The sequence below is a fragment of the Halomonas colorata genome (assembly GCF_014897985.1).
GTDB lineage: Bacteria > Pseudomonadota > Gammaproteobacteria > Pseudomonadales > Halomonadaceae > Vreelandella > Vreelandella colorata.
In genome coordinates this window covers 42,100-66,133 of sequence record NZ_JABUZA010000024.1, presented here as the reverse complement: position 1 = coordinate 66,133, position 24,034 = coordinate 42,100, and the positions used below count along the sequence as shown (strand labels likewise).

The window sequence follows — 24,034 nt, the reverse complement described above, 5'->3', positions numbered from 1 at the left end:
TTAATGTTACCAACATTCGACTCGATGACCGGAGCCGCTTGCCTCAGCGAGGAAGGCGTATTCTACGCATTTCCTGGCGTTTGTCAACCGCTGTTTTCAGCGAGTGAAGTGAGCGACGTAAATCTCGCTAACCTCCTGACAAACCGAAGGTTTTCACCTTCATCTACCGCTGGTAACGCTTGGCGTCTCCGGCAGCGGATGCGTACTTTACGGATTCGCCAGGACTTTGGCAAGCACTATTTCGAAAAGTTCACTCAGCCCATAAAAAAAGCGGCAAGACTCGTTTTATGGAGATGCTCCACACAATGAGCCTGCCGCAAACCACCGAACAGAGTACTTAGTTAACAGTACTTCACTAACAGCATGTAACTGCTAGTCATGCATTAGCTATCTATCAGATTTCAAACCCCAGCCCGAAATCTTCGCTGGAGATGGCCATCAAACTTGTAGCACCCGCCTGGATCATTTGCGCATGCGCTTTAGTGCGCGGCAATAACCGCTGATAGTAAAAACGTGCGGTATTGAGCTTGGCGGCATAAAACGCCTTGTCATCGCCTTCAAGAGACATGGATGCCTGCTTCGCGGCACGGGCAAACAGGTAGGCAAGCGCTACATAGCCGGAATACATCAGATAGTCGACACTTGCTGCACCTACCTCTTCACGATCTTGCATCGCCTTCATACCAATTCCCATGGTCAGCTCACCCCATTCGGCATTGAGCTTGGCCAACGGCGTAATAAATTCCTTAAGAGCAGGATTATCGGCTTCGGCTTTACAGAACTTGTGAATCTCTTTGGTGAATACCTTAAGCGACTCGCCCTGACTCATAAGCACCTTGCGCCCCAGCAGGTCTAACGCCTGGATGCCGGTAGTGCCTTCATAGAGACGAGTAATACGCGCATCGCGCACTAGCTGCTCCATCCCCCACTCTTTAATAAAACCGTGGCCGCCAAAAATCTGTACCCCTTCATTAGTGCTTTCAAAACCGACTTCGGTCAGAAACGCTTTAACGATAGGCGTTAGCAGCCCGAGCAAGGTCTCAGCACGCTCTTTATCTTCACCTGGTTTGCCATGCTCCACCGTATCCAACAGTTGGGCGGCATACAGCACCAGCATACGTCCGCCTTCGGCAAAGGCTTTTTGCGTTAGCAGCATACGGCGCACATCGGGGTGGACGATAATCGGATCAGCGGGCTTCTCTGGCGCCTGCTTACCCGAAAGGCTACGCATTTGCAGGCGGTCGCGAGCGTAACTGAGCGAGTTCTGGAAACTGGCTTCAATCAAGCCAAGCCCCTGGATACCCACGCCCAGGCGCGCGGCGTTCATCATGGTAAACATACACGCCAGCCCTTTATTGGGCGGACCTACCAGATAGCCGGTCGCGCCATCAAAGTTCATCACGCACGTTGCGTTACCATGAATCCCCATCTTGTGCTCAAGGGAGCCACAGGTGACGCCATTGCGCTCTCCGGGGTTGCCGTCGGCGTCGGGTAAGAACTTGGGCACCACAAATAACGAAATACCTTTCGAGCCTTCTGGTGCATCAGGCAGTTTCGCCAACACCAGATGCACGATATTTTCTGCCAGGTCATGCTCACCGGCCGAAATAAATATCTTGGTACCGGTAAGCGTATAAGCGTCCCCATCAGCAGGCACCGCACGGGTCTTGATCAGACCTAGATCAGTACCACAGTGAGACTCAGTCAAACACATGGTGCCAGTCCACACCCCTTCAACCAGCTTGGTTAAATAGGTGCTTTGCTGCTCATCCGTACCATGGTGACGCAGTGCGTCGGCCGCCCCATGCGAAAGCCCTGGGTACATACCCCAGGCCAGGTTGGTCGCGCAGATCATTTCCGAAAGCATCATGGCCAATGACGGTGGGAGCCCCTGCCCCCCATGCTCAGGGTCGGCCGCCAGACTGGGCCAGCCACCTTCAACATACTGCTGGTACGCCTCTTTAAAACCGTTAGGTGCTTTGACCTCACCCCCTTCTAGCCGGCAGCCTTCTTCATCACCACTTTGATTAATGGGCAGTAGTACATCACGCGCAAAACGCGCGCCTTCTTCCAAGATGGCGCTTACTACATCGGACGAAGCATCGTCACCGCTGGGCAATGCGGCGTAATGCGCAGGGTAATCGAGCATCTCGTCCATTACGAAACGCATATCACGTAGAGGGGCCTGATAACTGGGCATCGCACTTCTCCAAAGCTGGGGGGCTGAAAGCAGCACTAGGTTTAGAAGCGGCTTTCAAACACATGTTTGAAAACTAGCGCTCCCCACGTTTCGAGTCAAGCGAGCGTTTGAATTTAACCGCCGATTTGGCTCATTCTTTGGTCGAAGTACTGATGAGTAGCCACTTAAAAAGCAAAAACTCGCCAGCGTAATCGCTGGCGAGTTCTCGTTTAAACAACCCCTGCATAATTACCAGATACGGATACCGCTACTGCATACGGATACCGCCATCCAGGCGAATTACTTCTCCGTTTAGCATCGGGTTTACAATAATCTGCTCGGCCAACTGAGCAAACTCAGCCGCCTTACCCAGACGCTTGGGAAACGGCACGGCGGCAGCGAGTGCCTGGGCGGCCTCATCGGGAATTTCACTCATCATCGGCGTTTCGAACACACCTGGTGCAATTGCCATCACACGGATTGCATGCCGGGAAAGCTCTCGAGCAGCGGGCAAGCTCATCCCTACTACGCCCGCTTTAGAACCGCTGTAAGCACACTGCCCCACTTGTCCATCAAAAGCGGCAATAGAGGCCGTATTAATAATCACCCCACGCTCACCGCTTTGCGTTGGTGTATTTTTCGCCATTGCCGCAGCCGCTAAACGCATAACGTTAAAGGTGCCTACCAGATTAATGTGAATGGTTTTCGCATAGGCTTCAAGATCAGCAGGATTGCCCTCGCGATCCACCAGCTTGGCGACACTGACCACACCAGCACAGTGAATAACCCCGGAAAGCCCGCTCTGCCCGCCGAACGCAACGGCGGTATCGAACGCCTGCTGCATTTGTTCAGAAGACGTAATATCAGCCATACAGGCTTTGGCTCGCTCGCCGAGCTTGGCGGCATGACTGGTGACGCTGTCATTTAAGTCGCAGAGCACCACCTTGGCGCCAGCGGCCGCCAACCGCTCAGCGGTTGCAGCGCCTAGCCCCGAGGCGGCACCGGTTATCAAAAACGTGCCTTCCTTTACCTGCATAATGACTCTTCCTTAATTGATTATTTGTTATGGCTGGCTTGCTCAGCCGCTTGAGCACGCAGCTTGAAGCGCTGAATTTTACCGCTAGGCGTTTTAGGCAGCTCTTCCACAAACTCGATCACGCGGGGGAAGGCATGGGTCGATAGCCGTTCACGTACCTGCTGACGAATTTCCTCAGCCAGAGCATCACTGGCCTCATAGCCATCGCGCAGCACAATGTAGGATTTAATGACCTCACCACGAATATCATCCGGCTGACCAACGGCCGCCGACTCCGCCACGGCGGGGTGAGTCATTACGCTGTTCTCCACATCAGTAGGTCCTACCCGATAGCCAGCGGTAGTAATAATGTCGTCGTCACGGCCCGCAAATTGAAACGAGCCATCCTGATTACGAATCACCACATCGCCGGTTAAGTAATAGCCCTTCACGAAGGGGTCTTTTTCCTGCCAGGTGTAGCCTTGGAAAAAATGCGCAGGAGACTTGGCAATATCAACAGCCAGAACGCCCGGCTCCCCCGCAGGCAACTCGTTATACTCCGCATCAAGAATCGCCAAGCGATAGCCAGGCAGAGGCACCCCCATCCCGCCAACATGCTTAGGATGCTCAAGAGTATGGTGATTGTTGCAGGTCATTCCCGTTTCGGTTTGGCCATAGTGGTCCATTACCAAGCAGCCCAGCGATCTTTCTACCCAAGTGACTACCTCCGTATTAAGAGGCTCACCGGCTGAACTCGCCGCGCGCAGTTCCAAGGTTTGATGGGCATCATCGAAAAGGCCTGAAGCCTTCATTAAACGATAGGCGGTGGGCGCGGCGGCAAAGTTGGTAATCCGGTGGCGTTTCATAAAATCGAGCGCGCCTTCGGCACTAAAGCCCGCTTCACAAAAATGTGTGGTAACGCCAAGCAGCAGCGGCCCGGCAATCGCATAGTAGAGACCATAGGCCCAGCCGGGATCTGCCATATTCCAGAAACGGTCGTCGCTACGCAGATCGATGGCAAGTTCCATGTACAGCGCAAAGGCGGTCATTGCCGAAAGGGGCACGGCCACGCCTTTGGGCTTCCCCACGGTTCCGGAGGTGAACATCTGCAAAAAAGGCTGGCCTGGATCAAGCCTGGGGGGTTCACTCGTCATGGGCGCATGCGCCAGGGCAGCCTGCCAGTCCTGGTCATCTGTATGTTCAGGCGTCGCACCGCCTACCGCGAGCATTGGCGGGCATTGGCTTAAACCATCGAATTTAAAGCGGTTAGCGTGATCGGTAATCACCAGCTTGGTGTCGGCTCGGCCGAGCCGATAGTCCACCGCATCAGGGCCAAATGCCGTAAACAGCGGCTGATAAACGGCACCAATGCGCCACGTTGCCAACACGGCCACTAGCAATGCCGCTGAGCGGGGCAACATGCAGGCGACGCGATCACCCTCTTTCAGGCCTTGGGCGAGCAGCCAACCAGCCAGGTGGGAGCTTTGTTGATCCAGCTCAGCATACGTCAACGTATGCGTTACCCCTTGAGTATCTTCATGTACCAGCGCCAGCACATCGCCACGCCCTTCCCGAATATGTCGGCCGCAGCACGCTTCAAAGGCATTGAGCTTGCCGTCCTGACGGTCATCTAACCTGGCAATCATTTGATCAGTTGAGAAACGTTTAAGGTACTCCGAATACTCGGGAAGTGATGCCGATATCTCTGTCATGATGGCTCTCTTATGTTGTTGGTAATGAGCAGTCTTGATACAGAAGGAAGGCAGCGTTCTACGTTATACTTTTTATTTTCAGTTTACGTTAACGGAAGCCTTGAGATACTCACACGCTAAAAGCAATCCGCTGGAAGCGCAAGCTATCCACAGCGTTTTAACGCTTATACGTTGGTCGAGGAAAATAAAAACAGGTAAGACTCGCCAAGAGCGGCGCATCAATAATGAGTAACGCTTTAGCGAGCCATGATCATGGCGACCAGCTCATCGGCAAGGTCATCCGGAGTACGCGCTCCGTTAGGGTCGTACCAGCGTACGGTCCAGTTCAAAGCCCCTAGCACAAACCGCGAGACGAGAAAGCGATCACCGTGAATAAGCCCCGCCTCCAGCGCATCGTCAATCACCTGTACCCAAAGCGCTTCATAAGCATCTCGAAGATGGCTTAAATGCGCGCTGGCCGCCGGGTCGAGCCGGCGCCATTCAAAAAGCGCGACGACATGCGCATTGCGATCCGCAAACAGCGTTTCCAGATGAGCACGGGCCATGACGCGCAAGCGGGTTTCCGGGTCAGCCGAGCAGCGCTCTATCGATTGACGGGCGATCATCAGGGCATTCTGCGTGCCCTCTTCAATGACGGCGGCCAGAATTTCCTGCTTGTCTTTAAAGTGGTGAAACAGGCTGCCCGATTTAATTCCCATTTCCTGCGCCAGCATGCGCACGGTAGTGCGATCAAAACCTTCTTGTACAAATAGCTGAGCAGCCAGCCGCGTTAGCTCCTTGCGGCGAGGTGATGCATTCATTACATTCATATAATTCACACTAGCGCTTGCTTGGTTACCCAGAGAAAACCACAGCCCCGCCAGTGGGTCAACGCATCGCTTGCCACTCAGCCTGATAATCATAATAAATTGAAAGGAGTTAGATCATGAGTAACCCTACCGACATCGTGTTTCTTGCCGCCACACGGACTCCAATGGGAGGCATGATGGGCAGCTTATCCAGCATGAGCGCCCCTGAGCTAGGCGCGGCGGCGATCCGCGCCGCCATTGAACGTGCCGGCATTACGCCAGACGTTATCGATGAAGGCATCATGGGCTGCGTCCTGCCCGCTGGCGTTAAACAGGGGCCTGCCCGTCAAGCCATGCGCCAGGCCGGTATTCCGGATGCCTGCGGCGCCACTACGATCAACAAACTATGCGGCTCAGGCATGAAGGCCGCCATGCTCGCCCATGACCTGATTAAAGCGGGAAGCGGTGAAATTCTTCTGGCTGGGGGTATGGAGTCCATGTCCAACGCGCCCCATGTGCTTACCAAGGCACGCGGCGGCTATCGGCTAGGCCATGGCGAGCTCAAGGACCATATGTTTTTAGACGGCCTGGAAGACGCTGAAACGGGCAAGCTGATGGGCGTATTTGCCCAGGATATTGCGACCCAGCGCGACTATAGCCGCGAGCGCCTAGACGACTTCGCGATTGCCTCGCTTGAGCGCGCCATGGAAGCCACGAATGCCGGCCATCTGGCGGCTGAAATGGTGCCTGTCACGGTATCCACGCGCCAGGGCGAAACGCGAGTTGAGCACGACGAGCAGCCTTTTCAGGCCAAGCTGGATAAAATTCGCCAGCTGCGCCCGGCCTTCGCCAAAGACGGCACGATTACTGCCGCCAATGCCAGTTCGATCTCCGATGGCGCCTCAGCGCTCATACTGGCAAGCCAGGCAGCGGCAGACCGGCATGGCGCAAAGCCGCTGGCCAGAATGCTGGGCCACGCCACTCACTCACGTCATCCGAGCGAATTTACCATTGCCCCGGTTGGCGCCATCGAAAAGCTGTTGAAAAAGCTCGACTGGGATGTAAGTGATGTCGACTTATTTGAAATCAACGAAGCTTTTGCCATCGTCACGCTGATGGCAATGGATGATTTAGGCTTACCGCACGAAAAGGTAAACGTGTTTGGTGGCGCTTGTGCTCAAGGCCATCCGATTGGCTCAACCGGCTCACGAATTATTGCCACCCTTATTCATGCCTTGCGCACAAAAGGCGGTAAACGCGGCATTGCGAGCTTATGTATTGGCGGAGGCGAAGCGACGGCAGTCGCGGTTGAACTGATAGACTGATACGCCAAGTGCTAGCCAACGCCTTTCTATCCGAAAGGCGTTGGCCCTAGTCAGGCTACCCTACTCTTCGAAGTTCAAAGGTAAGAGTAAGGAGCCGAATGACGTCTTACCCAAAGCGTCCGGTAATATAGTCGTGGGTACGCTGATCTTGAGGGTTGGTGAATATCTGATCCGTGGTATCCACTTCCACCAGGTCGCCCATATGGAAGAAGGCGGTGCGGTCTGCAACACGGGCGGCCTGCTGCATATTATGGGTAACCATCACGATGGTATAGCTCTCGCTTAGCTCATCGATCAGCTGCTCTACTTTCGCGGTCGCAATGGGGTCGAGTGCAGAGCAAGGCTCATCCATCAGAATAATATCCGGGCTTACCGCCACGGTACGCGCAATACACAAACGCTGCTGCTGACCACCAGAAAGCCCCGTGCCGGGCTTATCCAGGCGATCTTTTACCTCTTCCCAAAGTCCTGCGCGGCGCAGGCTGCTCTCGACAATATCATCAAGCTCTGCCTTGCGGCGCGCCAAACCATGCAAGCGCGGTCCGTAGGCAATATTTTCATAGATGGATTTGGGGAACGGGTTAGGCTTCTGGAATACGATGCCTACCTGGGCGCGAAGCAGTACCACGTCGCGATCAGGTGCATAGATATCGTTTTGATCCAGGGTAATTTTGCCTTCAACCCGGCAGATATCAATCGTGTCATTCATACGGTTCAAGCAACGTAAAAATGTCGATTTACCGCAGCCCGAAGGGCCGATAAAGGCCAGCACTTCGTTTTCATAGATATCCAGATCGATACCGTTAATCGCCTGAGCGTCACCGTAGAAGACTTTGACATTCTCGGCGTTCATTTTGACTTTATCTTTGGCTTTGCTCACGCGGCTTTCACCGCCGCCAACGCTTACTGAAGATGTTGCCATAGGCTGTGCAGGAATATTCACTTACCACCTCGTTTCGAATTTTTTACGCAACCAAATCGCCAACGCATTCAAGCTCAGCATTAACCCTAGCAGCACAATAATGGCTGCCGACGTGCGCGCTTCAAAGAAATTACGTAGCTCATTGCCCTGCCATAGGTAAATCTGTACCGGCAAGGCGGTTGATTGATCTAACGGTGTGCCCGGTACGTTAGCCACAAACGCGTTCATACCGATCAGCAGTAGCGGTGCCGTTTCACCCAGCGCCTGAGCAACCCCTAGAATGGAGCCAGTTAAAATGCCCGGCAATGCCAGCGGCAGCACGTGATGAAATACCGTTTGCACCCGCGATGCCCCTATGCCCAACGCCGCTTGACGAATAGACGGCGGGATTGAGCGCAGTGAAGCGCGAGTAGCGATAATAATAGTCGGCAGCGTCATCAGCGTCAGTACCAAGCCACCTACCAATGGCGCCGAGAGGGGCAAACGTAAATAACCGATAAATATCGATGCGCCCAGCAAACCAAATACGATAGAAGGCACTGCCGCCAGGTTATTGATGTTGATTTCAATCAGGTCGGTCAGGCGATTTTTAGGCGCAAACTCTTCCAGATAAATCGCGCTTGAGACCCCCAGCGGCACTGACAACGCAATGACGACCATCATCATAAATAGCGAGCCCATAAAGGCGCCAGCCAAGCCTGCCGAAGCCAGCGAACTGCGGGAATCGGTATTTAAAAACAGCGAGGTGCTAAACGAATTACGAATAACGCCCTGTTCATCAAGCTGGTCGGCCCAGGCACGGGTTTGAGCACTTAGCTGCTGACGGGCATCGGGCAGGTCACGATCAATATTGCCTTTGATCCACACATCCACGTTTGCGCTTGCCAACATCTTAAGTTCAACGGTCTGGCCGAGCAGCGATGGGTCTTCCACAAACCGGTCACGCAGTGCATAACGCTCGCCGGAGGTGACCAGGGCCCGCAAATCTCTTAGCTGACGTGGCTCAACCTCTTCACCCAGCGCGTCTTCAACGGCGCGATCAATAATCGCTTGCCAGTTCACCAGGCCAGCTCTAGTCATCCACTGCGTGTAACGCTCATCAAACGCAAACTGGCTTTCACCGCTTTCACGTTCAGGTTTTGGCTCAAGCTCAATCACTTCAGGGTCAAAATATACGTCTACATAAAACGTTGCCTGCCAAAAGGCGGGCACACCGCGCATAAGAATACTGGCAAACAGGATAGCCACCAGCGTCATGCCGGTAATTACCGCCATCAGACCCAGGCGCCGGAATACGTTCTCCTTGCGGTGACGCTTCGCCAGCGATTTTTCAATCGTCATAAGCCGGTGCTGACGACGCTGCTCAATCGATATGGACATAGTCACTTACTCGTATTGCTGGCGGTATTTACGCACGACAACCAGTGCGATGACGTTTAACCCCAGCGTGATAACGAAGAGGGTAAGACCCAAGGCGAACGCGACAAGCGACTGCGGGCTTGCGAAGTCCATATCCCCGGTCAACTGATTGACGATCGTGACGGTAATGGTCGAAACGGCCTCAAAAGGATTGGCATGCAGCACGGGGTTATTACCCGCAGCCAATACCACGATCATGGTTTCACCAATCGCCCGGCTCGCCGCCAGCAAAAATGCGCCCACAATGCCTGGAAGTGCGGCAGGTAGCACCACCTGACGAATCGTTTCTGATTTGGTTGCCCCCAGGCCCAGCGCGCCATCGCGCAGTGATTTAGGCACCTGGGTAATAATGTCGTCAGAAAGCGAGGAAACGAACGGAATAATCATGATCCCCATTACCAGGCCCGCCGTCAGCGCGCTGGTCGTGCGAATATTGATACCGATCAGGTCACCGACGCTGGACAGGAACGGCCCCACTACGATCAATGCAAAGAAGCCGTAAACAATGGTCGGAATACCCGCCAGAATTTCGATCACTGGCTTGGCTACGTTACGCAGCCAAGGGGGTGCATATTCCGCCATGTAAATAGCGGTCATCAGGCCCACAGGAATGGCGACCAGGAGCGCGATGGTACTGACCATCATCGTTCCCCATAAAAGCGGCAGTAAACCAAAATCGCCCTGACTTGAAGTACCCGCCGTGCTGAACCGGGGGTTCCAGACCGTGCCAAAAAAGAACTCTGCGGGGCTGATGAAGCTAAAAAACCGCAGCGCCTCACCCAGCATGGAAAGCACAATGCCAATAGTGGTAAAGATGGCCACGGCAGAGCTTGCCGCCAAAGCAAACATGATAACGCGCTCTACCTGATTACGGGCGCGCCAGCTAGGCGAGATGCGCCGCCGGGCAACAATCAGGCCGACCACGACCAGTACGGCCATCAAGGCGACCAAACTAAAGTTCTCAATAGTTTGCAGCCTTGCCATATGTGCCGCGGCGGCTAGCTCTTCAGAGCTTCCCCCACCAGACACACCCTGTCCGTTGGCCAATGCGGTCACACGACGCAACAGGGTTTGTAACTCACGATCACTAAGCCCTGCCACCAAGTCGACTGGCAACTGCTGAGTGACTAGCATATCGATTAACTGTGGCGCCAAAAAAGACCACAACAAGAAGATGGCCAGTGCGGGTAGTCCACACCAAAGGGCTACCAGCACACCATAATAACCGGGCCGAGAATGCATCCGTACATCGTGCTCTGCCGCAACCGCGCGACTGCGAGTCAAGCCCAAGTGGTATGCCAAGGCCATCATTACCAGCAGCGTGGCTATCAAGGCAAGGTTGCTCATTATTTCTCCGCCTTTGACTTCCTACGTTTAAACGCCAGCATCAACGCTTCGATGCTGGCGTAAAACAGACCTAATTAACTTGAAAACCTGAACCGTTCAGCTTACTCGGCAGTGGCTACCGTGCGTGACTGAAACTGTTCTAGCGCTTCGGCGCGCTCTTCTTCATCCATAGGAATCAAGCCAGCGTCTTCCAGCGGGCTGCCGTAGCCAGAGATCATTTCATTCAGGAAGAACTCAGTGTATTCAGCCAGGCCAGGAATCACGTCCAGGTGCTCGCCCTTCACGTAAAAGAACAGCGGACGTGAAACTGGGTACTCGCCAGAACCGATGGTTTCCAGGCTCGGCGTTACGCCGTCAACGGTTGCAACCTGTAGACGGTCACGGTTTTGGTCATAGAAGCTCAGACCGAAAACACCTACCGCGTCTTCCTGAGCATCCAGGCGGGCCAGCGTTTCAGTGTAGTCGCCAGCGATTTCTACGATACGGCCATCGCCACGCAGGTTGTTACAGGCGTCGTCTTCCACTTCAGCCACAGTATCGCAGCCTGGGTGCACTACTTTCTCTTCGAATACTTCGCGGGTGCCATGGTTGGAGGCAGGAATTACCAGAACGATTTCCTGATCCGGGAGGCTTGAGTCAATTTCAGACCAGCGGGTGTAGGGGTTATCAACCAGTTCGCCATCTTGCGGCAACTGTGCAGCGGCTGCTTTGAATACGTGCTCAGGCGTCAAGGCAAACTCGGCGCGGTCAAGACGCGAGGCGAATACAATGCCGTCATAGCCAAATTTGATTTCAAGAATTTCGTTAACGCCGTTCTCGCCACAGCTTTCGATTTCGCCGCTGCGGATTGGACGTGAAGCATTAGCGATATCAATAGTGTTTTCGCCAACGCCTTGGCAGAACTGGCGCAGACCGCCGCTAGAACCACCAGAACCAACGACCGGCGTGTTGAACTCAGAGTAAGTATTACCGAACTCTTCCGCTACGATACTTGCAAACGGCAGCACGGTAGAAGAACCCGCAATCTGGATAGTGTCACGTGCCATGGCGGCGGTTGAGACACTGGCGGCTAGACCGGCTACTACTGCAACACTTAGCATCTGCTTTTTCACGTCGAGCTCCCCTTTGGTTTTAATATCCGGTCAGCCACTGCTTACCGAAAAATTGGCCTTCTGGCCTTTCACAAAGAGGAGTTTGCACACAAACGATTGCAGAAATATGACAGTCAAAAAAATCTTGGCAAAGAGGCCGAACGATCTACAGCAACAGCCCGGCTGCTGCTGTACATAGCGCAAAGGAAGCGTATTGAAGCAGGCGCCTATCAAGGCGATGGGTAATCTTGTCGGCGTCAGGTTGCCAAACAAAGCTAGACATAACGGGCAGGTTTAACCGTTAGCAGTCGCACGCCCACATTCCCAAGCAAGGAAGCACCCAGCATGGTCAGCACCATTGGCCACAGGTGCGCCACTTCAAATGCCCCGACCAGAAAGCCTGCCAGCGCCCCACAGCTAAACTGAATGCCTCCCAATAGGGCGGTGGCCGTTGCGCTGATATGCCCAAAGTGATCCAGCAGGGACGAAATCGCATTGGGGGTAATCAGACCGATCATTCCCGTAAAGAGCATAATCAACGGCACAACGGTATAAAGCGATGCCATATTCAGCGCCGTCACCAACACGAGTGCCAGCGCCGCCACAAGCTGTACCGTTAACCCCAGGCGTAGATTTTGTTGCGGCGTGCGCTTGCGCAATAAATGGATATTGACGCGATTGGAGAGCGCAATGACCACGACATTCACCCCAAATACTACCGGATAGATACCGGGCGATAGCTCGAAGTAATCAAGGTAGACAAACGGGGATGCGGTAACAAACGCGAAAAGCCCTGCAAACGAGGCAGCAACAGCGCAGATATATCCCATGCCTTCTCGGTGGCGCAATACGCTTGCGTAGTTTCTGATTACTTGGCGAGGCGATGCCGCCGGCAGCGTCATATCCCGGGTTTCGGGGAGCCGGGTGCCTAACAGCCAGAGTAAAAAACCTGCATAAGCAGCCAGAAAAACGAAAATCAGCCACCAGCCCGCAATATGCAGTAGCAGGCTGCCCACTGCAGGAGCCGCCAAAGGCGCCAACATCATAATCATGGCCATGGTCGACATTACCTTCGCCGCCTCACGCCCGCTAAAGCAGTCGCGCACTATCGCGGCCGAGTTCACCACACAGGCACCGCCGCCCAACGCTTGTACAAACCGCCAAAGTAAAAGCGTGGTTAAACTATCGGCAGTAGTAATCATCAAACTGGCCAACATGAATACCGTTAAGCCACCTAGCAATACCGGCTTGCGCCCTACCCGGTCGGAAAGCGGACCAAAACACAGCTGGCCAATCGCAAAACCAAACAAGAACACACTAATGGACAGTTCCGTATGGTGAATGCTGGCACCGATTGAGTCGGCCAATATGCCGATCGCAGGCAGATAGGCATCAATCGCAAACGGGGCTAACGCCGTATTGGCCGCCACCAATATAGCGACCCGGCGAGGATTCAGTTCCATGGGACTCCTTGAATTATTCGGGAATCATTAAGCAAAGTAGCCGAACGATAGGCCGCTAATAATACAGTGGCAGCGAAGATTAAGCACCGAAGGCGCCTAAAACTGAAACATAAAACCCCTAGCCTCTGATTCATAAGTCTTTAACGATAGCTATCGAGGACAGTATGAGTCTTAAAGCGTTAAGCAATATTTCCCTTCGCTGGTTAAGCCTGGCAGGCCTATTTCTCGTTGCGCTATGCGTGCTTATGTTTGCACTACTAACGTGGAAAGTGATGCAACAGAGCCAACATGATCTGGCAGTTCTTGAGCAAGTGAATGTTCAGCAGTCGTCATCGCTAAACCGACTGCATATAGCCGGTCTTGAAGGGCTACACCGCCTGGACCGAGCGCTGGAACGTCAGCTACGCCCCTCACTTGGGGACCCAGTAGAGGCGCTTCAGGCGGTTGAACATGAGCTTTCTGAAATGTCTCTGGCCTTGGCAACGTTTCTGGAAGCAAGCGCAGAAACGTCTAATCAAGCGCTGCGCAACGCTATTGAGCAGCAGGCCACGGCACTGATGAGCACTATGCAGGAGCAGCTAAGCGCTGTTCAAGCCGGTGATCGTGCCAATTACCGCCAACTGACACTCATTGCCTTATCCAATAGCCAGGCATTCACCCAGCAAGCCCGCGCCTTTTATCAACTTGCCGACCGCCAAGGCACCGATTTAATGACCACAGCCGGGCACCGCGCCCAGTTTATCGGGCAGTTGCTGCTGGGAGGCATGGGCCTTGCTCTGGGGCTGCTGGGCTTAATGGCATGGATTGGCCAACGCCACTTGTTATCACCCATCAATCACCTGATCACCCATTTTCGAACCATGGCGCAGGGCGATTTAAGCGTAGGGGTTCCTCAGCGAGGCAATAATGAGATTGGTCAGCTCTATCAGGCGCTCGATCATATGCAGGGCGCGTTGATCAATACCGTCTCCCAACTGCATGACAATAGCCATCACATCTTCGATAGTGCACAACGTTTAGCGTTAGGCAATGAGGACCTGGCCATTCGAACCCGCCAGCAAAACTCGTTTCACGAGACCACGGCGGCCAATCTTGACGAACTGACAGAGAACGTGGCCACCACCGCCGGTTACGCTGCTGATGCCACCCAGCTTACCGCAACGGCGGCGGCCCAAACCCAGGATGGCAGCAAGATAATGGCTGAATTTCTTACCACCATGCAGGAAATCCATGCCCGCTCCAAGAAAGTGGATGAGATCGTCAACGTGATCGACTCCATCGCCTTTCAAACCAATATCCTGGCCTTGAACGCGTCGGTAGAAGCTGCCCGTGCGGGTGAGCAAGGCAAGGGGTTTGCCGTTGTGGCCGACGAAGTCCGCCTGTTGGCCTCGAGAAGTGCGGAGGCCGCGCGCCAAATTCAAGCCTTGCTGGCAGCGTCGGGTAGCAGTATTGCCCAGGGCCAAACCTTGTCGACCCAAGCGAGCCAAGGCATGCAAGCGATTGTCGAGTCTACCGAACAGGCCAATAGCATAATGCTCCAGATCGCTGACGCCGCCAACGAACAGCACCGCCATATAGAGCACCTTAATTCGACCCTGCACGAACAGACCCAGGTAAATCGGGCCAATGCCCAGCAGGTTGAAACCACCGCGCAGAATGCCATGTCGCTTGAAACCGCAGCGCAAAGTATGCGCGAACAGGCAGCACGCTTTAAAGTCGCCGACGAAATACCCAAAGATGGGTTTATTTGGCAGCCAGCACCATCAACATCGGCTGAACCGCCATCGGATAATATTCAGCGAGCACAAGCCTTGCTACAGTAAGGGTCTTACTACGCAAGGAGCAACGCATGGCCACTAGCTTACTGACACAACTTAAAGAAATGACCTCGGTGGTTGCCGATACAGGCGATCTTGATGCTATTCGCCGTTTTGCGCCTCAGGATGCGACCACGAACCCTTCGCTGATACTTCAGGCCGCACAGCAGGAACAGCGTCGGGCACGCCTTGCGGTTATTGCCAAGGAAAGTACCGATATTGATGATGCGGTAGACCGCGTTGCCGTTGAAATCGGCAGTGAAATTAGCGAACTGGTGCCCGGCTATGTATCGACTGAAGTTAGCGCCAGGCTTTCGTTTGACCGCGATGCCACGATTGCGCGAGCGCATTCGCTTATTGAGCGCTATGCCCAAAAAGGCGTTGGTGCAGATCGCATACTGATTAAAATGGCATCAACCTGGGAAGGTATTCAGGCCGCCCAGCAGCTTGAACGGGAAGGCATTCGCACCAACCTTACCCTGCTATTTGGTTTCGCTCAGGCCCAGGCGTGTGCGGATGCAGGGGTTACCCTGATATCGCCGTTTGTAGGGCGCATTCTTGACTGGCATAAAGCCCATCAGCCCGATGCCGATTTCAGCGGCCAGAATGACCCTGGCGTGCAGTCGGTTAAGCAGATTTACAATTACTTTAAAGGCCACGGCTACGCCACCATTGTAATGGGCGCAAGCTTTCGCAATATAGATGAAATTGTTTCATTGGCCGGTTGTGATCGACTGACGATCTCCCCCGCGCTGCTTAACGAGCTAGACGAGCAGCAAGGCGAACTAACACGTCAATTAACCCCACTGGGAGCAAGCAGCTCGGCAGATGAGGCGCTCACCCAGAGTGAATTCCGCTGGGCAATGAACGAAGACGAAATGGCCTCGGATAAGTTAGCCGAAGGTATCCGCAAGTTTATGGCTGACCAGCGCAAACTGGAAACGCTATTAGGCGATCTGCGTAAAGCGTAACGTTCAGGTAATTAAAAGCCTCCGAGCGGAGGCTTTTTTTAGTGCTGAGCTTCGGTATTTTGTGCTTCCAGCATATCAACCAGCGGCTGAAACTGTTCCCGGTTATGCTCATTCATGTGCATCAAAATACGGTGTGCCTCAAGAATACGCTCGCGCAGCCCCTCTTCATCCGCGGGTTCTTCAGGCAGATCAATCAGCGCACTATTAAGCACGGACGCCTGCTGAAGCGGCGCTTCCATCAGCGTAAAAAAACGCGCAAACCCCATTACGTCGAGCATTTTTCGAACATCAGGATTATCGGCAATAATGGTAGGCGGGTGCGCCAGGCGCCCTTTCACCGCCATCGCCACTTTTGCTAAAAAGCCCAACGCCGTCGAATCAACATTCGTTGCTTCGCGTAAGTCTATCATTACGGTCTGTAAGCCTGGCGTTTCAGCAAGGCGCTGTGCTTGGCTATCAAGCGTGGCACAAAGCGTTAAACGCACATCGCCACAGAGTTTTAATACAAAAACACCGGAGTCGAACGCCGCCTTAATACGGCCTTCATCAATCAGCATGACCAAATCCGCTCACCATCATGATTGTTAGATCATCGGGTAAAGCATCGCGGTCTGGGTTTGCCTCATCAATTGCATCGCCTTCTGCAAGGAGTGCATTTGTTTGGGCTAGCCGGTCGCGCAACTGCTCAAGCGTGACACTTTCGCTTATTAATTGCTCAAGTTCCTTGAGCCGCGTGTCGAGCGTTTTACCCGGCAAGCATTCCAATACACCGTCTGAACACAGCCATAAACGAAATTCAGCCGGCAAAGTACAGCTCAGCGAAGGATACTCTATATCGGGGAAAAGACCTACCGGCATTCCCTCTCCTTCAAGCCGAACGAGCTGGCCATCAGCGACCAATAAAGGCATCGGCAGCTGAGCGCCGAGCGAATAGTGAAGGGTATGCGAGCAATGGTCAATAACCCCGACGAACAAGGTGGCATGTTTACCGATATCGGTGCCCTGCAACTCCCGATTCATGGCCGCCAGCCAGTCCGGTGGCAGGCGTTCTGGCTGCAGACCATCCCACTCATTGAGCCATCGATTGCACAAATACTTCAAAAGTACAGTTACAAACGCCGATGAGGCCCCATGGCCAGAGACATCGGCGAAGTAGAACGCGCTGTAGCGCTCGTTATAACGCTGGTAATCGAGAAAGTCGCCGGACAGATACAGCGAAGGCGCAAACCAGTAGTCGTAATAGATACTGTTGATCACCTTAGGCCGGGGCGGAAGCAGCCTTCGCTGTATATGACCGCCGCTCTGCTGATCCATACGTAAAAGAGCCAGGTGCGTTTCGAGACTCTCGTTAAGCTCCGCCAGGCGCTCACGATCGCGGTCGCGCTCGATGGCCAGGGCATGCAACTCAATCGCCTTACGAATCATTCGGCGCAGCAGCTCAGCATGGCGCAGCGGGTGCACAATGTAATCAACAAGACCTACATCAACGGCCTTGATAAGGTCGGCATCCTCGCGTGAATCGCTGACGACCAGGGTGGGCAGGCGGCGGGTTAGCTGCGACCACTGCTGGCGCGGAACAGAATGCGCATGGGCCACAATAAGCGCTGTCTCTGCCGGGAGATGATCGATATCAGCTGCTGCGTACACCCACATGCCGTCGCAGGTGATCGCTTCTGCCAGCGCGTTGCGGTCAGGACCCGGCTCGTCGATCACCGCAATCAGCTGTTTGGAATGATCCATGTTAAGCCTCAATCGGCGAAATCGTCGTCACTAATGTCGCTGTCGTCGAAATCACTGTCTTGGAAATCGCTGTCCTGGAAATCGCTGTCCTGGAAATCAAAGTCATCCATTGCAAAAGGATCATCGCCTAACTCGCCATCATTAATTTCAAACTGGCGGCGCTGTAGAAAAGCATCGCGTATAAACCGATAACGATCACCGCTAATCAGTTTTTCCTGGTCGAGCAATCCAGCGCGAATATCGACAATATTAAGCGCGCGAAGACCTAATCTAGTCGCATCATCTTCCACATAGGTGGTTGGATACGCCGCCATATCCGCCGGTAACCCTGTTGTATCACGTAAAGTGCTGGGGCCTAAAAGCGGTAACACTAAATAGCGCGAGTCTTCCCATCCCCAAACGGCCAGGGTCTGTCCAAAATCCTCGTCACTTGCGTTAATTTCCATCAATGTCGCGTAATCAAGCAGTCCACCGATACCCACGGTTGAGTTGATCAAAAAACGTGACGTTGCCAAACCAGCATTGGCCGGCTTGCCTTGAAGCAAGCTGTTAATGGCCGTGCGTATTTCTCCCAGGTTGGAGAAAAAATTACCCACCCCTGTTTGCACAGGGTCTGGCGTGACCGTGCGGTACCCCGTTGCTACCGGTTTTAACGCATAACGATCAAGCACATCGTTAAACACAAAAACGCGGCGGTTAAAGCCTTCCCAAGGGTCTTCCGGGTGCGCTTCGGCAGTCATTTGAGTACTGGTGCTGGCGCATCCGCCTACCGCAAACGTGGCAAACAGCACTATAGGCAGCGCCGCATTACGCAGGGATATGGCGGAATTCCGTTTGGCTAAAAACCGCAGCATGGTCTTTCCTCTTGTAAAACTTAAATGCTATTACTGACGCCGCACCACAACGCTACCCGCGCTATAGCCCGCTCCAAACGAGCAGATCACCCCAATATCGCCCTCTTCCAAACCATCACGATGCAGGTGAAAAGCAATAATGGAGCCTGCTGAGCTGGTATTGGCGTAACGGTCCAAAATGATAGGCGCCTGCGTTTCGCTGGGCTCAAAACCTAGTACCTTACGGGCGATAAGATCATTCATATGGCGATTGGCTTGATGCAGCCACATTTTTTTAAGATCGCTACCCGATAGCTCAAGCGACGCTAAATGCTCAGAAATGAGCTTAGCTACCAGCGGGCATACTTCCTTGAAAACCCGCCGCCCTTCCTGCACAAACAGTTTATCAATTGCCAGCGGATCACTATCCGTCACACGGTTCAAAAAACCCGCGTTATTACGAATCGCATTGGAAAACTGAGTAACCAGTCGCGTGCCCAATATCTCAAAGCGCTCACAAGCAATGGCCACCGCACTATTTTCTAATACCACAGCCGTACAAGCATCGCCGAAAATAAAGTGGCTGTCACGGTCTTGGAAATTTAAATGTGCTGAGCATATTTCCGGATTAATCACCAAGGCACGCTTTACGCTACCCGATGCAATGGCATTCGCGGCGGTTTCCAGAGCAAACGTCGCGGAACTGCAGGCAACGTTCATATCAAACCCATAGCCGCCTGCGCCCAGAGCTTGCTGTACTTCAACCGCCACGGCCGGATAGGCACGTTCCAGGTTTGAACACGCCACAATCACGAGTTCAATATCTTCTGGCGCTACCTGGGCATTTTCCAGCGCCTGCCGGGCGGCCGCGGTTGCCATATCACACTGAATGGACGGCTCATCATTTAGCCGCACGGGAAGCTGAGGCCGCATACGTTCAGGATCGAGAATGCCCGCGGCATTCAATACGTAACGACTCTTGATACCCGAGGCTTTTTCAATGAACTCACTGCTGGAGTGCGCTAACGGCACGCGCTCACCGCGCAGTATCTCTTCAGCAAAGCGCGCATTCTCATTGTCGACCCACGTATTAAATGCGCTCACCAGAGCCGCATTATCAATGGCGTGTTCCGGCGTATAAAGCCCCGTACCGGTAATCACCACATTTGTCATGCCTGTTCTCCTCTAAGCGGTTTGCCATCCATCATTGGCGTAGGCCTATGGCTCGCGCTTAACATTACTGTGTGCGTTATTGGCCGGTTTTACCAGTCATCCTCTAAACGCTAATTATCTCTTGCCAGCGTTTTTCAAGCCGTTTGCCCGATACCGGTATTAGCGTTCCCAACTGCTGAGCAAAAAGTGACACGCGAAGCTCCTGTATCCACCAGCCAAATGCCACTAACTCAGGGTCTTCAACCTGCCCACGCCGCTCGCTTTTACGCCGGGCATCAAAGCGTGTTTCCAGGGCTTGAATATCGTGCATCATCATATGATCACGACCACGCTCACGAGCCGCTTTTTCAAGGCGAATAAGCGCCGCTTCCGTATAGCGCGGATATTCGGTAAGCCACTGGTCCGCATCACGAATGAAGCCAGGATAGACCAAGCGCTGCATCTGTGCGCTGATATCGCTGTAGGTCAAAGCCAGTGCAAAATTGAGCTTACCTTTAAGCACTTTAGTCACCGCCAAATGGCCTTTCAATGCGGCTTCAACCTGTTTGAGTAACGTGGCGGCATGCTCAACAAGCTCTGCTTTAGTGGTGTCCAGGCGCGCGACCAACTCAGCAGATGAGCGCGGCAGAGGATGCTGAGCAACTACCTGGGTAAATACCGCCAGCAAGAGATCGTCCACTAATGCCTGCTTGCTGCCTACCTTGGCAAACAGCAGCGCGCATTTTTCAACATCAGGTAAGCGTTTGATGGCCTTAACCTGGTCAGGCTGACGGGCAATGGCCAGACGGGCAACGCCTTCCTGATGCGCGGCTTGCGCTTTTGCCGGATGATCAAACAGCGCAACTCTAAACTCACCGGCCTCAGCGACTAGCGCGGGATAAGCTTCAACACGAATACCCGCCTGTGTGGTAACGCGTGACTCGGGTAACGGCTCGTCAGGCAATCCCTCAAGTGCGGGTGCCTGGCTTGCCTGCTCGGCTAATGCCTGAGCACCGGCACTGGCAGCCGCCTCAAAGCGCTGCTCAAGCGCCCTTACGTTGCGCCCTTGCCCCAGCTGTTTTCCCGCATGATCGACCACACGAACATTCATCATCAGATGCGGCTCAAGCAGATCCAACCGCCAATCATCCGTATGCACCCGTGTGCCTGTGCGGCGGCGGATAAACTCACCCAGCGCTTCCGTTAGCGGACGTTGGTCAGGTACCAGCGTCTCCAAAGCAGCGTCTACCCAATCAGGAATAGGCACCACCTGGCGACGAATGCTTTTGGGCAGCGATTTCAAGAGCGCAATGCACTTCTCACGCAATAACCCCGGCACCAGCCACTCCAGGGCATGTACCGGCAGTTGCGGCAGCATGGCAGCCGGCACCGTCAGGGTAACGCCGTCATCCTCGGCATGGGGTTCAAAATGATAGCTAACCGGGTAGGCCACCCCGCCAAGCGTTAAATGGTCAGGATACTGCGCCTGAGTGACATCGGCTGCGTCACGGGCTTTTAACGCCTCAATATCAAAGTGCAGCAGCTTGGGTGTCTGACGTTCCGCCTCTTTACGCCAGTGCTCGAAGCCTTTGCCGTTGATAACGTCATCAGGAACACGCTCATCGTAAAACGCAAACAGCGTATCTTCATCGACGAGAATATCCCGCCGACGGGCACGATCTTCGAGCGCCTCGACTTCATCAATCAACCCACGGTTATGGGGGAAAAACGCACCTTTCGTATTGAATTCACCCTCTACCAGCGCGCGACGAATAAACAGCTTTCGTGACTCTTCAGGGTCAATTGGCCCGTAATGCACGCGACGGCGCGCCACAATCGGCAACCCAAACAGCGTCACTTGCTCAAACGCCACAACCTGAGCGCGCTTTTGCTCCCAGTGCGGTTCACTATAGCTGCGTTTGACCAGATGTTCGGCCTGCGGCTCGATCCATTGAGGATCAATTTTGGCCACGGTACGCGCATAGAGCTTGGTGGTTTCAATCAGCTCAAACGCCATAACCCATTTAGGCGACTTCTTGGCAAGTCCCGAGCCTGGGTGAATCATGAACTTACGGTTACGTGCGCCCAGGTATTCACGATTTTCGAGCAGCGTGCCCAGGTTCGACAATAAGCCGGATAGAAGAGCCTGGTGTAGCTTGCCCGATGTTTTGCGCCGCGCCTGACGGGCCTGCTCTTCGCTCTCATCTTCATCCAGCCGTAGCGGTGCGGGCACCTCGATCTGCATATCACGCAGCAGCTGCCGGAGCTGGCGGAACGTATCGTGCCATTCGCGCATACGCAGGTAGTTAATATAGTGTTCGCGGCACCAGCGGCGCAGCTGATTACCCGACAAGGCCTCACGAGCATTTTCAATGCCGTGCCAAAGGTTGAGCAGGGCCACGAAATCGGAATCCGGGTCATGCCACCGCTGATGCGCCTGGTCGGCGGCCTGGCGCTTATCGGCCGGGCGGTCACGCGGGTCCTGAATGGCCAGTGCGGATACCACGACCAGCACATCGCGCAAGCTGCCGCGCTCGGCACCCGCCAGCACCATACGTGCCAGCCGCGGGTCAATGGGGAGCTTGGCCAGCTTGCGACCCAACGGACTTAAACGCTGACCTTCATCGACCGCGCCCAATTCAAAGAGCAGCCGGAAGCCATCTTTGACGAACCGGCTATCGGGTGGATCCACAAACGGAAACGCTTCGATATCACCCAGCTTCAGCGCCAGCATGGAAAGGATTACCGAGGCCAGATTGGTGCGCTGAATTTCCGGGTCAGTAAACGCCGGGCGGGAAAGAAAGTCCTCTTCATCATAAAGACGAATACACACGCCTTCCGCTACCCGACCACAACGCCCCTTACGCTGATTGGCGCTGGCCTGGCTTACCGGTTCGATCGGCAGGCGCTGAATTTTTGCCCGGTAGCTATAGCGGCTAATGCGCACCAACCCAGGGTCAATCACATAGCGAATGCCCGGCACCGTGAGCGAGGTTTCCGCAACGTTGGTGGAGAGCACAATCCGCCGACCACGATGCGCCGAAAACACCCGATTCTGCTCTTCATTGGAAAGGCGTGCATAGAGCGGCAGAATTTCCGTGCCCTTTAAATCGGCACGCCGCAGAGTATCGGCCGTTTCGCGAATTTCCCGCTCGCCGGGCAGAAACACCAGCACATCCCGCGGGCCATGTAGCCAGCCCTTTTCACGCTCCATGGTTTCGATTTCGTTGACCGCATGCAAAATACCCTCCTGGAGCGTGCGGTCTTCTTCGTCCTCTTCATCACGTGCCAAAGGGCGGTAGTGCACATCGACCGGGTACGTACGCCCCGATACCTCAATCACCGGCGCGGGCGCATCAGGTGTACCGAAATGGGCCGAGAAGCGGTCTACATCAATAGTGGCCGAGGTGATGATAACTTTAAGATCGGGACGTTTGGGCAACAGCCTTTTCAGGTAACCAAGCAGAAAGTCGATATTCAGGCTGCGCTCATGCGCTTCATCAATAATGATGGTGTCGTAACGCATGAGTAAGGGGTCGTGCTGGGTTTCAGCCAGCAAGATACCGTCGGTCATCAGCTTAACCAACGTTGTAGGGCTACTTTGGTCGGTGAAGCGCACCTGGTAACCCACCTGCTCGCCCAGCGGCACTTCAATCTCTTCCGCCAACCGCCCAGCCACGCTTCGCGCCGCTAACCGGCGCGGCTGAGTATGGCCAATTAGTCCTCTCCGCCCACGGCCTAGTTCCAGGCACATTTTGGGTAGCTGGGTGGTTTTACCCGACCCGGTTTCTCCAGCGACCACCACCACCTGATGGTCGCGAATGGCGTTTAAAATATCGTCCCGACGCTCGACGACCGGCAGCTCAGCGGGGTAGTTAAAGGCTACGTTCAGCGCCTCACGCTGGTTGAGTAATTGCTGTGACCGCTCAATCTCGCGCTGCACCTCGTTCAAACCATGATCGATTGGCTTATTATCACGTACACGCCGCGCCAACCCTGCTACACGGCGCTCCAGGCGCTGTGCATCACGCAGCATAACGTTGCTTATGGCTTTTTTGAGCACAGCAAGGCGTTGGGTATCGGTTAAATCGGAGGGCATATCGGTGGTCACGTTAGGCTCAGTTTCCATTCGTTACTCAAAAGCGGGATTGCCAGCCGTGTAGCGACAGGGCAAATAAATATCCGGCCCGCTTTAGTGAGCGGGCCGGATATTGTAACGCTTCCATCAACGTGACGCCTAACCGGGGCTGGGGGCGTTAA

General features: G+C 54.2%; 17 protein-coding genes. 3 read left to right on the top strand and 14 right to left on the bottom strand.

Translation table 11 applies throughout. The annotated features are described in order from the left end of the window. Positions 1-394: 394 nt before the first annotated feature. The 4 genes from INT33_RS12875 to INT33_RS12860 all read right to left on the bottom strand — a co-directional run bounded on the left by INT33_RS12875 (position 395) and on the right by INT33_RS12860 (position 5,706). The gene (locus INT33_RS12875; RefSeq protein ID WP_193092051.1) at positions 395-2,200 is read right to left on the bottom strand and encodes an acyl-CoA dehydrogenase C-terminal domain-containing protein; all 1,806 of its coding nucleotides are present in this window, start codon (positions 2,198-2,200) and stop codon (positions 395-397) included. Between the two features lie 247 nt (positions 2,201-2,447). Then, positions 2,448-3,215, bottom strand: coding sequence for an SDR family NAD(P)-dependent oxidoreductase (locus tag INT33_RS12870; protein ID WP_193092050.1), 768 nt, complete (start codon positions 3,213-3,215; stop codon positions 2,448-2,450). A gap of 20 nt (positions 3,216-3,235) precedes the next feature. Next, positions 3,236-4,906 carry an AMP-binding protein gene (locus tag INT33_RS12865; RefSeq protein ID WP_193092049.1) on the bottom strand — a complete coding sequence of 557 codons (1,671 nt, stop codon included), beginning with the start codon at positions 4,904-4,906 and terminating at the stop codon, positions 3,236-3,238. Between the two features lie 236 nt (positions 4,907-5,142). Continuing rightward, a complete protein-coding gene (locus INT33_RS12860; RefSeq protein ID WP_192539250.1) occupies positions 5,143-5,706 on the bottom strand; it encodes a TetR/AcrR family transcriptional regulator in 564 nt (187 codons plus the stop codon). Positions 5,707-5,831: 125 nt separating this feature from the next. Between INT33_RS12860 and INT33_RS12855 the strand changes: the two genes are divergently transcribed. Further along, entirely contained in the window at positions 5,832-7,019 is a 1,188-nt protein-coding gene (locus tag INT33_RS12855) for an acetyl-CoA C-acyltransferase (RefSeq protein WP_192539249.1), read from the top strand. Positions 7,020-7,125: 106 nt separating this feature from the next. Here the strand turns inward: INT33_RS12855 and pstB are convergent, their stop codons facing one another. The 5 genes from pstB to INT33_RS12830 all read right to left on the bottom strand — a co-directional run bounded on the left by pstB (position 7,126) and on the right by INT33_RS12830 (position 13,261). Beyond that, the gene (pstB, locus tag INT33_RS12850) at positions 7,126-7,941 is read right to left on the bottom strand and encodes a phosphate ABC transporter ATP-binding protein PstB (RefSeq protein WP_192539255.1); all 816 of its coding nucleotides are present in this window, start codon (positions 7,939-7,941) and stop codon (positions 7,126-7,128) included. A 21-nt stretch (positions 7,942-7,962) separates the two neighbouring features. After that, entirely contained in the window at positions 7,963-9,321 is a 1,359-nt protein-coding gene (pstA, locus tag INT33_RS12845; RefSeq protein ID WP_192539248.1) for a phosphate ABC transporter permease PstA, read from the bottom strand. Positions 9,322-9,327: 6 nt separating this feature from the next. After that, positions 9,328-10,707, bottom strand: coding sequence for a phosphate ABC transporter permease subunit PstC (gene pstC / locus INT33_RS12840; RefSeq protein WP_193092048.1), 1,380 nt, complete (start codon positions 10,705-10,707; stop codon positions 9,328-9,330). A gap of 101 nt (positions 10,708-10,808) precedes the next feature. After that, positions 10,809-11,819, bottom strand: coding sequence for a substrate-binding domain-containing protein (locus tag INT33_RS12835; RefSeq protein ID WP_318782777.1), 1,011 nt, complete (start codon positions 11,817-11,819; stop codon positions 10,809-10,811). 254 nt (positions 11,820-12,073) lie between these two features. Further along, a complete protein-coding gene (locus tag INT33_RS12830; RefSeq protein WP_193092047.1) occupies positions 12,074-13,261 on the bottom strand; it encodes a multidrug effflux MFS transporter in 1,188 nt (395 codons plus the stop codon). A gap of 164 nt (positions 13,262-13,425) precedes the next feature. Here INT33_RS12830 and INT33_RS12825 point away from each other — a divergent pair, with 164 nt between their 5' ends. Next, positions 13,426-15,084, top strand: a complete 1,659-nt coding sequence (locus INT33_RS12825) for a methyl-accepting chemotaxis protein (protein WP_192539245.1) — start codon at positions 13,426-13,428, stop codon at positions 15,082-15,084. A gap of 26 nt (positions 15,085-15,110) precedes the next feature. Further along, a complete protein-coding gene (gene tal, locus INT33_RS12820) occupies positions 15,111-16,049 on the top strand; it encodes a transaldolase (RefSeq protein WP_193092046.1) in 939 nt (312 codons plus the stop codon). 38 nt (positions 16,050-16,087) lie between these two features. Here the strand turns inward: tal and INT33_RS12815 are convergent, their stop codons facing one another. The 5 genes from INT33_RS12815 to hrpA form a co-directional block, all read right to left on the bottom strand. Then, the gene (locus INT33_RS12815; protein ID WP_193092045.1) at positions 16,088-16,606 is read right to left on the bottom strand and encodes an STAS domain-containing protein; all 519 of its coding nucleotides are present in this window, start codon (positions 16,604-16,606) and stop codon (positions 16,088-16,090) included. Then, positions 16,596-17,789, bottom strand: coding sequence for a PP2C family protein-serine/threonine phosphatase (locus INT33_RS12810; RefSeq protein ID WP_192539242.1), 1,194 nt, complete (start codon positions 17,787-17,789; stop codon positions 16,596-16,598). The genes INT33_RS12815 and INT33_RS12810 overlap by 11 nt, the downstream gene beginning before the upstream one ends. Before the next feature lie 8 nt (positions 17,790-17,797). Further along, on the bottom strand, positions 17,798-18,643 hold the full coding sequence (locus INT33_RS12805; protein WP_193092044.1) for an MlaA family lipoprotein: 846 nt from the start codon (positions 18,641-18,643) through the stop codon (positions 17,798-17,800). A gap of 30 nt (positions 18,644-18,673) precedes the next feature. Then, complete coding sequence (locus tag INT33_RS12800) at positions 18,674-19,795, bottom strand: beta-ketoacyl-ACP synthase III (protein ID WP_193092043.1); 1,122 nt, start codon at positions 19,793-19,795, stop codon at positions 18,674-18,676. A gap of 103 nt (positions 19,796-19,898) precedes the next feature. Beyond that, positions 19,899-23,903: an ATP-dependent RNA helicase HrpA gene (gene hrpA / locus INT33_RS12795; protein ID WP_193092042.1), complete on the bottom strand. Its 4,005-nt coding sequence runs from the start codon at positions 23,901-23,903 to the stop codon at positions 19,899-19,901. Between the last annotated feature and the right edge of the window lie 131 nt (positions 23,904-24,034).